This is a genomic window from Paracoccus aurantiacus, from assembly GCF_007993065.1.
Classification (GTDB): domain Bacteria; phylum Pseudomonadota; class Alphaproteobacteria; order Rhodobacterales; family Rhodobacteraceae; genus Paracoccus; species Paracoccus aurantiacus.
Genome location: NZ_VOPL01000001.1, coordinates 1,121,294 through 1,134,541, shown reverse-complemented (window position 1 = coordinate 1,134,541; position 13,248 = coordinate 1,121,294). Strand labels below are relative to the sequence as shown.

Below are 13,248 nucleotides of genomic sequence, written 5' to 3'. Positions count from 1 at the left end.
CGCTTCTTTCAGTTTCGACACAAGTTCGTCGACCGAGCCGACGATGATCCCGGCCTTGCGCCCTTCCGGTTCCTTGACCGAGACGATTTCCAGCCGCGGGCTGACATCGACGCCGTAATCCGCCGCCGTCTTCTCATCCAAAGGCTTCTTCTTCGCCTTCATGATGTTGGGCAGCGAGGCATAGCGCGGCTCGTTCAGGCGCAGGTCGGCGGTGACGATGGCAGGCAGCTTGACCTGAATCGTCTGCAGACCGCCATCGACTTCGCGCGTGACCTTGGCGGCCTCGCCCTCGATTTCCACCTTGCTGGCAAAGGTCGCCTGACCCCAGCCGAGCAGCGCCGCCAGCATCTGGCCGGTCGCATTCATGTCGTTGTCGATGGCCTGCTTGCCGGCGATGACCAGCTTCGGCTGTTCTTCGTCAATCACGGCTTTCAGGATCTTGGCGACGGCCAGCGGTTCGATATCGGTGTGCACATCGTCGGCGGCCACGACCAGAATCGCCCGGTCCGCCCCCATCGCGAGCGCCGTGCGCAGCGTCTCCGCCGCCTGCTTCACGCCGATGGAAACCACCACGACCTCCTCGGCCTTGCCCGCTTCCTTCAGCCGGATCGCCTCTTCGACGGCAATCTCGTCAAAGGGGTTCATCGACATCTTCACATTCGCAAGATCGACACCAGAACCGTCAGACTTCACCTTCGCCTTGACGTTATAGTCAATCACCCGTTTTACCGGCACGAGAACCTTCATCGCTGCTCTCTCCCTTTCGTTGCTTCAAGCAATTCGTCGCAATTGATAGCTGCACCATCCGCGCGTGGACAGGAAAAAATCCCGTGACGCAGCGTTGACGGGAAGGTCAACTTGCGGCGTCGCGGCTGGCACCCGGCTGCCACAGAATGTCGCCGCCCTCGTCCAGATTTGCAATCCGTGACGCCACGAACAGCCAGTCCGACAGCCGGTTCAGATAGCGCAGCGCTGCCGGATTTGCGTCGCCGGTTGCGGCGGCAAGCGCGGTCGCGCGGCGTTCGGCCCGGCGGGCGACGGTGCGGGCCAGATGCAGATGAGCTGCAAGCGCCGTGCCACCCGGCAGGATGAAGCTGCGCAGCGGATCAAGCTTTGCATTCATGCTGTCGATCTCTGCCTCCAGCCGGTCCACCTGTGACTGGACGATCCTGAGCACGGGGTAGGGGGCTGCATCGTCGCCCGCCATATCGGGCCGGGAAAGATCGGCGCCCAGATCGAACAATTCGTTCTGGATCATCGCAATCTGCGCGGCGATCCGGGCGTCTGCATGCAGGCGAACCAGTCCGAGCGTCGCGTTCAACTCGTCAACCGTGCCGTAAGCCTCGACCCGCGGGTCATGCTTGGCCACGCGCGCGCCATCCGACAGCGCGGTATCCCCACCATCGCCCGTGCGGGTATAGATACGGTTCAGAACGACCATCAACTGCCCCGGACGGCGAAGAAAAGCAGGATCAGCAAGATTGCGACGGCCTGCGCGATGATCCGCCAGCGCATCATGCGGTTGCCGTGCTTTGCGTTGAACTCTCCGCCCATGCCGAAGCCGCCGATCCCAACGGCCAGCACCGTGACGACCGCGAACAGCGCGAGGATGATGACGATGAAAAGGGGGTCGTGCGTCATATCAGGGCCTTTCCGTCAAGGCCGTTACACTAGCAGCGCCGTGGCGGGCGGGTCCAGTGGGCAATCCGTCGCGCAAAGGTGCGAATCACCTGTAGCGCGACGGCAACAATCGCGCTATGCTGACCCTCAGACCCGGATAACCGGGCATCAGGTACAGGCAGTGACGGCGGTATTTCCATGACCGAGATGGTCTTTGGCGCGACGCCCCTTCGGGCAGGCGATCCGATTCTTCCCAAGTGGTGGCGCACGGTCGACCGATGGTCGCTGTTCGCGGTTCTTTGCCTGTTCGCGATCGGGCTTTTGCTGGGATTGGCGGCCTCGGTGCCGCTGGCCGAGAAGAACAATCTTCCACCTTTCTATTACGTCACCCGTCAGGCCGTGTTCGGCACGATGGGTCTTGGCGTGATGTTCGTGATCTCCTTGCTGGAGCCGCGTCAGATCCGCCGGATTGGCGTGCTCGGCTTCTTCATCTCTGTCGCGGTTGTCGCGGCCCTGCCTGTGATCGGGACCGATTTCGGCAAGGGTGCGACGCGCTGGCTCAGCCTTGGCTTCGCTTCCGTTCAGCCGTCCGAATTCCTTAAGCCTTGCTTTATCGCGGCGGCTGCGTGGTGCATGGCGGCCAGTCAGGAAGTCGGCGGCCCACCCGGCAAGATCATCAGTTTCGGGATCGCCGTGGCGGTCGTCCTGATGCTGGTCGGTCAGCCCGATTTCGGTCAGGCGTCGCTGGTGCTGTTTTCGTGGTGCGTGATGTTCTTCGTTGCAGGTGCCCCGATGTGGCTGCTGGCGGGCGTCGCGGGCATGACTGTTGTCGGCGGGTTCATGGCCTATGGCGCGTCCGAACACTTTGCCCGCCGCATCGACGGCTTTCTGGCGGCGGAGGTCGATCCCCGCACCCAGATCGGCTATGCGACCAACGCCATTCAGGAGGGTGGCTTCTTCGGTGTCGGCGTGGGCGAAGGCACCGTCAAATGGTCGCTGCCCGATGCGCATACCGACTTCATCATCGCCGTCGCGGCCGAGGAATATGGCCTTGTCATGGTGCTGGTCATCATCGCGCTTTACGCGACCATCGTCTTTCGTTCTCTGATGCGGCTGCTGCGCGAACGTGACCCGTTTGCGCGGATCGCCGGGACCGGGCTTGCCTGCGCCTTCGGTGTGCAGGCGCTGATCAATATGGGCGTGGCCGTGCGCCTGCTGCCCGCGAAGGGGATGACGCTGCCTTTCGTCAGCTATGGCGGCTCGTCCGTGATCGCATCGGGGATTGCACTGGGAATGCTGCTTGCGCTGACCCGCCACCGTCCGCAGGGCGAGATGTCCGACCTGATCGGGCGGGGACGCTGATGCCGAAATACGCGCTGATTGCCGCCGGCGGCACCGGCGGGCATATGTTTCCTGCACAGGCTTTGGCCGAGGTTCTGCTGGCCAATGGCTGGCGGGTGAAGCTTTCGACCGATGATCGTGGGGCGCGCTATGCTGGCAACTTTCCGCCAGACGTGACCCGCGAAGTCGTGCCTTCTGCCACCACGGCGCGGGGCGGTATTGCGGGGAAAATATCAGCGCCCTTCAAGATCGCCTCGGGCGTCATGGCCGCGCGTCGCGCGTTCGGCAAGGAACGTCCCGATGTCGTCGTGGGCTTCGGCGGCTATCCGACAATTCCGGCAATGTCGGCGGCGCTGACCATGGGTATTCCGCGCATGATCCACGAACAGAACGGCGTCATGGGGCGCGTGAATGGTGCCTTCGCCAAGCGCGTGCAGAAAGTCGCCTGCGGCACCTGGCCGACCCGGCTGCCATCGGGCGTGGAAGGTGATCATACCGGCAACCCGGTCCGTCAGGCGGTGCTCGATCAGGCCGGCGCGCCCTATGCGCGGCCCGGCGAGGAACGGCTGAACCTGCTGGTGATCGGCGGCAGTCAGGGCGCGCGCGTTCTGTCGGACGTGGTCCCTGCCGCCGTCGCTGCGCTTCCGGACGATATTCGCGCCCGGCTGGACGTCGCCCATCAGGCCCGCGCCGAGGATCACGACCGCGTCGCGGCCGCCTATGCCGATGCCGGGATCAGCGCCACGGTCGAGCCGTTCTTTACCGACGTTCCCGAACGTCTGGCCGCGTGCCATCTGGTCATCAGCCGCGCCGGGGCGTCATCCGTCGCCGACATCACCACCATCGGCCGGCCCGCCATCCTGATCCCCTTTGCAGCGGCAACCGGCGATCACCAGACCGCCAATGCGCGGCCCCTTGCCGATGCGGGGGCTGCCTTGATGCTGCCTGAAAGTATACTTGACCCCGAAACGCTTGCGCGCGACATGCTCGCAATCTTGACCGACCCCGACCGCGCGGCGGGCATGGCCGCTGCCGCATTGGCGCTTGGCCGTCCCGACGCCGCCCAACGCCTGTACGAAATCGTAACGGAGATAGCCGCATGAATGCCGCGACGAAACTGCCCGGAGAGCTTGGCCCGATCCACTTCATCGGCATCGGCGGCATCGGCATGTCGGGCATTGCCGAAGTGCTGATGACGCTTGGCTATGACGTGCAGGGCTCGGACGCGAAACGCTCGAAGATCACCGACCGGCTGGAAAGCCTCGGCGCACGGATCTTCGAAGGCCAGCGGGCGGAAAACATCGGCGAGGCGGGGGTCGTGGTGATTTCCACGGCGATCAAGAAGGGCAATCCCGAACTGGAAGAAGCCCGTCGCCGCGGTCTGCCCATCGTCCGCCGGGCCGAGATGCTGGCCGAACTGATGCGCCTGAAATCCAATGTCGCCATTGCTGGCACGCATGGCAAGACCACGACGACGACGATGGTGGCGACGCTGCTGGATCACGGCAATTTCGACCCCACTGTCATCAATGGCGGGGTGATCCACGCCTATGGGTCCAACGCGCGGGCGGGTGCCGGCGAATGGATGGTGGTCGAGGCCGATGAAAGCGATGGCAGCTTCAACCGCCTGCCCGCGACCATCGCCGTCATCACCAATATCGACCCCGAGCATATGGAGCATTGGGGCGATTTCGACAAACTGCGCGAGGGTTTCTACAACTTCGCATCCTCGGTTCCCTTCTACGGTCTGGTGGTCTGCTGCACCGACCATGCCGAGGTGCAGGCCCTTGTCGGCAAGCTGAACGACCGCCGCGTCGCGACCTTCGGCTTCAATGCGCAGGCCGATATCCGCGCGATCAACCTGCGCTATGAAAACGGCATCGCGCATTTCGACGTGGCCCTGCAGGGCGAGGGAGATCTCTCCGAGGACGGCGAAGTGCCGGTGATCGAAGGCTGCACCCTTCCCATGCCCGGCGATCACAACGTCTCGAACGCTCTGGCCGCCGTCGCCGTGGCCCGCCATCTGGGCATGAAGCGCAGCGAAATCCGCGAGGCGCTGGCGAAATTCGGCGGCGTCGGCCGCAGGTTTACCCGCGTGGGAGAGGTGAACGGCGTCACCATCATCGACGATTACGGCCATCACCCGGTCGAAATCGCCGCCGTCCTGAAGGCCGCGCGTCAGGCCACCAAGGGCCGCGTCATCGCCGTCCATCAGCCGCATCGCTATTCGCGCCTGTCGAACCTGTTCGAGGATTTCTGCGCCTGCTTCAACGAGGCCGATGTCGTCGGCATCGCCGATGTCTATTCCGCAGGTGAAGACCCCATTCCCGGCGCCTCGCGCGACGATCTGGTCGCGGGCCTCATCGCCCACGGCCACCGCCACGCCCGCGCCGTGGTCAGCGAAGAGGACCTCGCCCGCCTCGTCCGCGAACAGGCCCGCCCCGGCGACATGGTCGTCTGCCTCGGCGCCGGCACGATCTCGGCTTGGGCCAACGCGCTGCCGGAACGGCTGACCGAAAAGGCGGCGTGATCGGCCGGGCGGCACACGCCCGTCCTGCCGCTGCTGGCTCGGTTATGCGCGCATAGGCTGGGGCCGTTCCCGCCATGTTCTGATTATGCGTGCCACGGCGCTGACGGCGGCGGGGGCCTGTCATCCGGTCAGCCGGATGAAGACGGCGCAAGGCGGATTTCTGGCCGGCATCATCGGCCTTGGCATGGGCGTGCTGCTACTCGTCGGGGTGCTCTCCATAGGCATCGGCGCCGGCCTCGCGCGGCGCTCGGGCCGCCGTCACCCGCCCGGCCCCGTCGCCTGCTGCCCGAGGCCGCGCTCTTCTACCTGCTCCTCGCCTGCGCCATCACCCTCAGCCTGCTGGAAGAAACCGGCGAGCCCTACGGACCCGGAGGCCTCCACTGACCCCCACGTCACCCCCGACACCCGGCCGAGCCACACCGCATAGGCTGCGCTTCAACGCATTGCCGAGGCGGAAATCAGCCTTGTCGCGGATCGGATTTGCGGCTTTGTTGCCGACCTACGCCGCGCTGCAAATGGACTGCGCGATGGCGTGACATTACTGCCGTTTGATTCCCGGCACCCAAAGCCCGGTTCGCGCGCTTCGCACCCGCCGCGGGAAACACCTCTGGCAGGATGCGGAAGTCTCGACCAAAGCTAAAACAGCGAATAGACAGAACTTCATAAGAGCATGGTGGTTTGGAGAGCGATAACTTGAATACAATCGGATTGATAGACCCGGACCGACTCCAAAACATCCCGGAAAAGCACTGGGCGGAGCATGAGTTTTGCTTTCACTTGCACGACCTCATGGCGGCGTTGCTTGTGCAAATGGAAATTCAAAAGGCTGGGCATATTCGATTTGAGACCGGTTCCGAAGATGATCGCCGCCTGTTGGCAAGCGGCATCCACATTCTGGATTTTCTGGATAAGTCAGGACGCGGGGAGTTGGAAAGGCGAGCGGTCGTAAATCACGTTTGTAATGCGCTCTTTTCCGACATGCTCCACTTCATCTATGAAGCCCTTCGGGCGTTAGAAAAGCGAAAATTTACCGTCGCCTTCTCGCTCCTTCGCAAGCCCCTGAAAGAAGGCATGTTGATAGTCGCCCAGATGTGCGCGGACGAAGGAGCATTCTTCGATAGACTGAAGGCAGACGCGAAGAACCTGCTCAGTCGAAGAAACTTGGATGAAGCAGGGATCAAAGCTCTACTCGAAGCGGCGATGAAGTTGAGTCGGGGGTGCAGCTTCACAAATCCTGACAAAGTGTATGACGCAGTTTTCAATTATCATAACGACCAAGGCTTCGCGGGTCTTTTCGACAAGGCGACCCATCTAGTGACAGAGTTTCGAAGAAATCAGACCGAAGACTACAATCTGAACTTTATCTTCAAAAATCCTGAGGATGACGACATCTATGCTGGTGGGACATATGCCCAACTCGCAATGCTTATTCTCGTTCTCCACATAATGCAGATTGAACTGTATCGGCGAATGGGAAAAGCCAGCAAGAAATATCAGAATTGGATGTTATTCACGTCTGTTGGAGCATATGAAGCCCTCTTTACGAAGGGCCGCTCTCGGATGACGAATTTTGTTAATTCGAACTTTGCCGAATTTATGCAGTGTCGATTGTGCGAAGCTCAGCTTCGGATCAAGAAAGTCAATGCTCCGCGCCTATTCATAGGAGAGCGACTATACTGCGAACAATGCTTAGCGGATCAGCACTTCCCGTTTGGATGGCTACTCTCCAAAGTCGATCTGGACCTCTTCGAAGACTGATCCAGAAGTGTCCGCTGCCCTTGCTTCGCGATTTCCCGCGCGAGTCGCAGCATCGGTCAACATAGACACTTCGCAGTTACCTACAGCGCATTCCATGAACAGCAGCTTTTGCATGCCCACCTCGCGCGCACACACAAAAAACCACCGGATAGACCCGACAGCCCCAGCCCGGAACAAGGGACGTCAGCCCCGCCGGGCCAGCGTCCGACCGCCCCCAGGGGCGGACGTTTTTGCTCCGCTCCGCGCCAAACGGGCCTTTCACGTGGCAGCGCGACAAGGGGATGCCGCTCAGACGCCGGCGGCGTCCACCCGCGGCCGGACGCTGGCCGTCAGATGCACGCGGGAACGGCCCTCCGCGTCGAGCGGGGCATCGCCAGCACGGGCGCAACCGGGGGGCTGCGGCTGTATATACGGATAATAGACGCGTTATGGACGGGTTATAGACGCATTATTACAGCCAAAACCCAGCATTTGCAGGCGAAACGTGGCCCGCGCGCCGGTTCGCCGCAACACCCTGCGCCCGCTGCTGTTGCGCAGATATTGACGCCCGTAGCGTGTCTGGATACCAGCTTGGGGCATGAGCATCGACCTTCCCACGCCGCGCGGCGCATTGACCCCGAACCGCCCCCTCGACAGCCTCACCTGGCTGCGTGTCGGCGGCCCTGCCGACTGGCTGTTTCAGCCTGCTGACGCCGATGACCTCTCAGCGTTTCTCGGGGCGCTCGACCCGGCAATTGCGGTCTTTCCGATGGGTGTCGGGTCCAATCTGATCGTGCGCGACGGCGGGATACGCGGTGTCGTGATCCGTCTTGGCCGCGGCTTCAACGGGATCGGGGTTGATGGGGATATCGTGACGGCGGGTGCTGCGGCGCTTGGCGCGCATGTGGCGCGCAAGGCCGCCGATGCCGGTCGCGACCTGACCTTCCTGCGCACGATCCCTGGCAGTATCGGTGGTGCGGTAAGGATGAATGCGGGCTGCTATGGGTCATATATTGCCGACCATCTGATTGATGCGACGGCAATTTCCCGCGACGGGACCTTCGTGACGCTCGGCCCCGACGACCTGAAATTCGCCTATCGCCACAGCGAATTGCCCGATGGGTCGGTGCTGATTTCAGCACGGCTGCGTGCCTCGGCAGGCGATGCAGAGCTTCTGCATGCGAAGATGGAAAACCAGCTTGCCATGCGCGATGCCTCGCAGCCGACACGGGAACGCAGCGCCGGATCGACCTTCCGCAATCCCGCCGGCTTCAGTTCGACCGGGCGCGCCGATGACACACACGAGGCGAAGGCGTGGAAGCTGATCGAGAATGCCGGCCTTCGCGGTCATCGGCTTGGCGGTGCGCAAATGTCCGAGAAGCATCCGAATTTCCTTCTGAACGCAGACGGTGCGACCGCCGCCCAGCTGGAGGAGCTTGGAGAGTTCGTGCGCGGCCGCGTGCGCGAGACGTCGGGCCATGAGCTGCAATGGGAAGTGATCCGGATCGGCGATCCGGCCTGAACCTGCAGAGCAGTGCTACAAAGCCGCGCTATTTGGCGCCTGACAGCATCTCTCCGGCGCCGCCGACAACGGTTGCCAGCCCCATCATGTCCATTCCGCCAAGGATCGCATCGACCGCGACCGCCGCGAGCAGCATCCCCATGACGCGGCTGATGATATTCGCGCCGGTCGTGCCGATATATTTGTAAACCTTCGTCGCCGCCAGAAGCAGACCGAGCGTGATGGCAAGCACGACAAGCAGCGCGCCCGCCGTGACAAGCTGATCCGCCATCGAGTTCTGGTGATTGTCGGTCAGCACCACGACACCCAGCATCGCACCGGGCGAGGCGATGGAGGGGATCGCCAGCGGAAAGACCGCACCCTCCAGGTGGTCGCGCTCGGCCTCCTCGATCTCTCGCTGCGGTTTGGAATCTCCGAAGATCATGGTCATCGCGAAAATGAACAGCACGATGCCGCCCGCGATCTGAAACGAGCCGAGCCGAAGGCCCATCGCCTCCAGCACGAACTGCCCGAAAAACAGGAAGCCGATCAGCACTGCCGTGGCAACAGAGACTGCCCGTATCGCGAAGCGTCGATGCAGCGCGCGCGGAACATATTTGGTTGCGAACAGAAAGACCGGAACAGACCCGATCGGATCAATCACGACGAACAATGTGATGAACTCGCGAAACACTGCGCTGATGTCCATTCGGTTCCTTTGTCGGGGAAGGTGTCAGATATGACCTTGATGTATCAACCCGCCGTGACGTATCGCAAGAGGCGACGATAAAGGGGTGATCACATGTCCGATGGGTTGCGTGCCGAACGCGCCGCCAAAAGCCGTTTCGCCTATGTCACACTCGCGACGAATGCCGATTACGCGCTTGGCGCGCTGGCGCTGGTGAACTCGATCCGTGCGAACGGGACCGTTGCCGATTGCGTCGTGTTGCATACTGCGGTTCCCGACCAGCATCTGACACCGCTGCGAGAGGCGGGCGCGCGCCTGATCGGCACCGATCTTCTTGATACATCGCCCGAATTCAATGCGGCGCATGCCCGTGACGCCCTGCACGCGCGGGCTGCTTTCACCAAGGGAACAAAGCCGCCCTTCCACACACCGCTCGACAATTTCGTTAAGCTGCGGCTGTGGCAGCTGACAGAATATGATGCGGTCGTGTTCATTGATGCCGACGCGATCATGCTGAAAAACAGCGATAAACTTTTCGGCTATCCCGAATTCTGCGCGGCACCTAATGTCTATGAAAGCCTTGGCGATTTTCACCGGCTGAATTCGGGCGTGTTTACAGCGCGCCCGTCCGAGGCAACGTTTGCGGCCATGATCGACCGGCTTGATCAGCCCGGCATCTTCTGGCGGCGCACGGATCAGACCTTTCTCGAAAGCTTCTTTCCCGACTGGCACGGGCTGCCGGTCTTTTTCAACATGCTGCAATATGTCTGGTTCAACATGCCGGATCTGTGGCGGTGGCAGCAGATCCATATTCTGCACTTCCAGTATGAAAAGCCCTGGCATGATCACGATAAAGCCGACCGTCTTAGGCCGCTGATCAATCTTTGGCGCGGTTTTGCCGGGCAGGGCGCGCGGCTTGATCCCGCCAGTCTGCCCGATCCGGCATGAAAATCGCGGTAACCGGGGGAACCGGTCTTGTCGGGCGCTTCATCGTCAATGAAGCCATTGGTGAGGGCGATGAAGTCACGGTGATGACCCGCACCCCGCCGAAGCCGGGGTTTTTCAACGGTCCGGTCGAATACATCCCCTACGATCTCGAAAAAGAATATCTGGAAATCAATGCGTTTGATGCGGTAATTCACGCTGCATTCGATCATATACCCGACCGCTACAGGGGTGGCGAGGGCAACGATCCGCAGCGCTTCCTGCGCCGGAACCTTGATGGCTCTTTGCGCCTGTTCGAAGCGGCGGCTAGGGCTGGCGCGCGGGTCGTCTTTCTGTCCTCGCGCGCGGTTTATGGTCCGCAGCCGGGGCCACTTACCGAGGATATGACCTGCGTGCCGGAAACGCTTTACGGTCAGGCAAAGCTGAAGGCTGAAGATGCGCTGCTGGCGTCGGGGCAGCCTGCCACGATCCTGCGTGCAACGGGCGTTTATGGGGCGCCGGGTCCGGGGCAAAGGCATAAATGGGTCCGATTGTTCGAGAAATATGCCTCAGGAGAGGCGACCACGCCGCGAATTGGTACGGAGGTTCACGGGCAATCGCTTGCGCAGGCGGTGAGGATCGGCCTGAACGGCGCGCAGGGCGTTTTCAATGTATCGGATATCATGCTGGACCGGCACGATCTTCTGCAAGGCTGGGGCGATGTGACCGGGGTGAATGGTCCCATACCTGAGCGCGCCGAAGCAGGCAGTGTCAGCCAGATGGATGTCGGCAAGCTGAAGGCGCTCGGCTGGCGGCGGGGTTCGATGGAACTTCTGCGACCGACGCTTCGTGAAATGGCGCGACAGGCCGGAATTTCGCCCAAGGATGCATAAGCCCCTTTTCTGATTGGATTTGCTTCGCTAGAATCGCATCACAAGCACGACCCGGAACAAACGGGCGGCAGAACGGCACCCGGATATCAACCGGGCGGAAAGGCGAAAGTGGCGGGCGAGTCGAGCAGGACAGCCCCGAAAGTCGCAGTCCTCTTGGGCGGCCCCTCGGCAGAGCGTGAGGTGTCCTTGTCCTCGGGGGCGGAATGCGCAAAAGCGCTGCGGCAGGCGGGCTATGAGGTAGTCGAGATTGACGCGGGGCAAGATCTGCCCGCGCGATTGGCCGAAGTCGCGCCCGATGTCGTATTCAATGCACTGCATGGCCGCTGGGGCGAAGATGGCTGCGTTCAGGGTGTCCTTGAATGGCTGTGCATACCCTATACGCATTCCGGTGTGCTGGCCTCTGCGCTGGCGATGGACAAGACGCGGTCGAAGCAGGTCTATCGCAATGCAGGCCTGCCCGTCGTCGACAGCATCATCGTGCCGACCGAGATCGCGCGCAAATCCCACGCGCTGCCGCCGCCCTATGTTGTCAAGCCGAACGCGGAGGGGTCCAGCGTCGGTATATATATTGTCCATGATGGCGCGAACGGCCCGCCGCAAATCGACGACAAGATGCCCTCGGAGGTCATGGTCGAAACCTATGTGCCGGGGCGCGAACTGACCGTTGCCGTGCTGGGCGACCGTGCCCTCGGCGTCACTGATATCGTGACGGATGGCTGGTATGACTATGATGCCAAGTACAAGGCGGGCGGCTCGCGCCACGTGATCCCCGCTGACATCCCCGACGACGTCGCCGCTGCCTGTCTTGACTATGCGCTGCGCGCGCATCAGGCGCTTGGCTGCTCGGGGATGAGCCGCACCGATTTTCGCTGGGACGAGGCGCGCGGCCTTGCCGGTCTTTTCCTTCTGGAAACCAACACTCAGCCCGGCATGACCCCGACATCGCTTGCACCTGAACAGGCAGCAGCGGTCGGCATGGATTTTCCCGCGCTTTGCGCATGGCTGATCGAGGACGCGCTATGCAGGGCATAGATCATGATCGCCGGCCCGGCTTTTCGCCCCAGCCGACACCGCCCCGGAAGGGCTGGCCGCGCCCGCAGCAACCCGCGCATAAGCCGAAACGGGATCCGGCCCCGTCACGCTTTGCCTACCGCCTGCACAGGATGTGGCTGACGCCCTATTTCCGCCGCCTGACGCGGATCGGCATTCCCGCATTTCTGATCGCGTTCACGACGCTTCTCTGGCTGTCAGACGAGGATCGCCGCGCCAGCCTGTCGGGCGGGCTGACGGGCATGGTCGAAGCGGTCCAGAATCGCGATCAGTTCATGGTCAAGGTCATGACCATCGACGGTGCCTCTGCGCCGGTCGACAAGGCGCTTCGGATGATGTTGCCGGTGGACCTGCCGGCCTCCAGCTTCGATATCAACCTCGACCAGCTGCGCAGCGACATACTCATGCTGGACGCTGTCCGCGATGTGGAACTGCGCATCAAGCCCGATGGGGTGCTTGCCGCCAAGGTGGTGGAACGTCAGCCAGTTTTGTTGTGGCGCCATGCCCGCGGCATCGAGCAACTGGATGAAACCGGCCACCGCGTCGCCTCTGTCACGGAGCGCTCGGTCCGGCCGGGGCTGCCGCTTATTGCGGGCGAAGGTGCCGACAAGGTCGCGCGCGAAGCAATCCGCATTTTCGCGGCCAGCGGACCGCTTCTGCCACGCATGCGCGGTTTGCAGCGCGTCGGAGAGCGCCGCTGGGACATGGTGCTTGATCGCGGGCAGCGTATCCAGCTTCCCGCCAATAGCCCCGTTGCCGCGCTGGAGCGGCTGATCGTTCTGGATCAGGCCGAGGACATGCTGGCCCGCGACATCTCGGTCGTGGATCTGCGCGATGGCAGCCGGCCGGTCGCGCGGATCGGGCTGGGTGCCCAGAACGAGATCCGCGCCGCTCGCGGCCAGCCTCTGCTGGGAGCGGACGGGCGCGAACTGCCAAAACAAAAAGACAAGAAAAGCTGAGGGCG

At 62.4% G+C, this 13,248-nt stretch carries 13 protein-coding genes; 9 read left to right on the top strand and 4 right to left on the bottom strand.

Translation table 11 applies throughout. The annotated features are described in order from the left end of the window. From FQV27_RS05475 to FQV27_RS05465, 3 genes are all read right to left on the bottom strand, one after another. The coding region (locus tag FQV27_RS05475) for an electron transfer flavoprotein subunit beta/FixA family protein (RefSeq protein WP_147096790.1) at positions 1–747 on the bottom strand (747 nt) is incomplete at its 3' end. Between the two features lie 106 nt (positions 748–853). Then, positions 854–1,441 carry a cob(I)yrinic acid a,c-diamide adenosyltransferase gene (locus FQV27_RS05470; RefSeq protein ID WP_147096789.1) on the bottom strand — a complete coding sequence of 196 codons (588 nt, stop codon included), beginning with the start codon at positions 1,439–1,441 and terminating at the stop codon, positions 854–856. Further along, positions 1,441–1,641: a twin transmembrane helix small protein gene (locus FQV27_RS05465; RefSeq protein ID WP_147096788.1), complete on the bottom strand. Its 201-nt coding sequence runs from the start codon at positions 1,639–1,641 to the stop codon at positions 1,441–1,443. The genes FQV27_RS05470 and FQV27_RS05465 overlap by 1 nt, the downstream gene beginning before the upstream one ends. A gap of 177 nt (positions 1,642–1,818) precedes the next feature. Between FQV27_RS05465 and ftsW the strand changes: the two genes are divergently transcribed. The 5 genes from ftsW (at position 1,819) to murB (ending at position 8,750) form a co-directional block, all read left to right on the top strand. Further along, positions 1,819–2,982, top strand: coding sequence for a putative lipid II flippase FtsW (gene ftsW / locus FQV27_RS05460; protein ID WP_147096787.1), 1,164 nt, complete (start codon positions 1,819–1,821; stop codon positions 2,980–2,982). Beyond that, positions 2,982–4,064 (top strand): undecaprenyldiphospho-muramoylpentapeptide beta-N-acetylglucosaminyltransferase, encoded by a 1,083-nt coding sequence (gene murG / locus FQV27_RS05455; protein ID WP_147096786.1) that lies wholly within the window; start codon positions 2,982–2,984, stop codon positions 4,062–4,064. Before ftsW ends, murG begins: the two co-directional genes overlap by 1 nt. Continuing rightward, a complete protein-coding gene (gene murC, locus FQV27_RS05450; RefSeq protein WP_147096785.1) occupies positions 4,061–5,491 on the top strand; it encodes a UDP-N-acetylmuramate--L-alanine ligase in 1,431 nt (476 codons plus the stop codon). The genes murG and murC overlap by 4 nt, the downstream gene beginning before the upstream one ends. Positions 5,492–6,169: 678 nt before the next feature. Continuing rightward, positions 6,170–7,249 carry a hypothetical protein gene (locus tag FQV27_RS05445; RefSeq protein ID WP_147096784.1) on the top strand — a complete coding sequence of 360 codons (1,080 nt, stop codon included), beginning with the start codon at positions 6,170–6,172 and terminating at the stop codon, positions 7,247–7,249. Positions 7,250–7,826: 577 nt separating this feature from the next. Continuing rightward, complete coding sequence (murB, locus tag FQV27_RS05440) at positions 7,827–8,750, top strand: UDP-N-acetylmuramate dehydrogenase (protein WP_147096783.1); 924 nt, start codon at positions 7,827–7,829, stop codon at positions 8,748–8,750. Positions 8,751–8,778: 28 nt separating this feature from the next. On the opposite strand, the gene FQV27_RS05435 is transcribed toward murB, so the two are convergent. Then, entirely contained in the window at positions 8,779–9,438 is a 660-nt protein-coding gene (locus tag FQV27_RS05435; protein ID WP_147096782.1) for a MarC family protein, read from the bottom strand. Positions 9,439–9,531: 93 nt separating this feature from the next. Here FQV27_RS05435 and FQV27_RS05430 point away from each other — a divergent pair, with 93 nt between their 5' ends. The 4 genes from FQV27_RS05430 to FQV27_RS05415 all read left to right on the top strand — a co-directional run bounded on the left by FQV27_RS05430 (position 9,532) and on the right by FQV27_RS05415 (position 13,243). Then, positions 9,532–10,365, top strand: a complete 834-nt coding sequence (locus FQV27_RS05430) for a glycosyltransferase (RefSeq protein WP_147096781.1) — start codon at positions 9,532–9,534, stop codon at positions 10,363–10,365. Beyond that, positions 10,362–11,234, top strand: coding sequence for an NAD-dependent epimerase/dehydratase family protein (locus FQV27_RS05425; RefSeq protein WP_147096780.1), 873 nt, complete (start codon positions 10,362–10,364; stop codon positions 11,232–11,234). The genes FQV27_RS05430 and FQV27_RS05425 overlap by 4 nt, the downstream gene beginning before the upstream one ends. 108 nt (positions 11,235–11,342) lie before the next feature. Beyond that, the gene (locus tag FQV27_RS05420; RefSeq protein WP_147096779.1) at positions 11,343–12,266 is read left to right on the top strand and encodes a D-alanine--D-alanine ligase; all 924 of its coding nucleotides are present in this window, start codon (positions 11,343–11,345) and stop codon (positions 12,264–12,266) included. Continuing rightward, positions 12,254–13,243 carry a cell division protein FtsQ/DivIB gene (locus tag FQV27_RS05415; protein ID WP_147096778.1) on the top strand — a complete coding sequence of 330 codons (990 nt, stop codon included), beginning with the start codon at positions 12,254–12,256 and terminating at the stop codon, positions 13,241–13,243. Before FQV27_RS05420 ends, FQV27_RS05415 begins: the two co-directional genes overlap by 13 nt. Positions 13,244–13,248 lie beyond the last annotated feature (5 nt).

Excerpts from the sequence above, each read along its gene's own strand:
- FQV27_RS05470 (WP_147096789.1), bottom strand. The coding sequence starts at position 1,441 with ATGGTCGTTCTGAACCGTATCTATACCCGCACGGGCGATGGTGGGGAT.
- FQV27_RS05465 (WP_147096788.1), bottom strand. The coding sequence starts at position 1,641 with ATGACGCACGACCCCCTTTTCATCGTCATCATCCTCGCGCTGTTCGCG.
- ftsW (WP_147096787.1), top strand. The coding sequence starts at position 1,819 with ATGACCGAGATGGTCTTTGGCGCGACGCCCCTTCGGGCAGGCGATCCG.
- murG (WP_147096786.1), top strand. The coding sequence starts at position 2,982 with ATGCCGAAATACGCGCTGATTGCCGCCGGCGGCACCGGCGGGCATATG.
- murC (WP_147096785.1), top strand. The coding sequence starts at position 4,061 with ATGAATGCCGCGACGAAACTGCCCGGAGAGCTTGGCCCGATCCACTTC.
- murB (WP_147096783.1), top strand. The coding sequence starts at position 7,827 with ATGAGCATCGACCTTCCCACGCCGCGCGGCGCATTGACCCCGAACCGC.
- FQV27_RS05435 (WP_147096782.1), bottom strand. The coding sequence starts at position 9,438 with ATGGACATCAGCGCAGTGTTTCGCGAGTTCATCACATTGTTCGTCGTG.
- FQV27_RS05430 (WP_147096781.1), top strand. The coding sequence starts at position 9,532 with ATGTCCGATGGGTTGCGTGCCGAACGCGCCGCCAAAAGCCGTTTCGCC.
- FQV27_RS05425 (WP_147096780.1), top strand. The coding sequence starts at position 10,362 with ATGAAAATCGCGGTAACCGGGGGAACCGGTCTTGTCGGGCGCTTCATC.
- FQV27_RS05415 (WP_147096778.1), top strand. The coding sequence starts at position 12,254 with ATGCAGGGCATAGATCATGATCGCCGGCCCGGCTTTTCGCCCCAGCCG.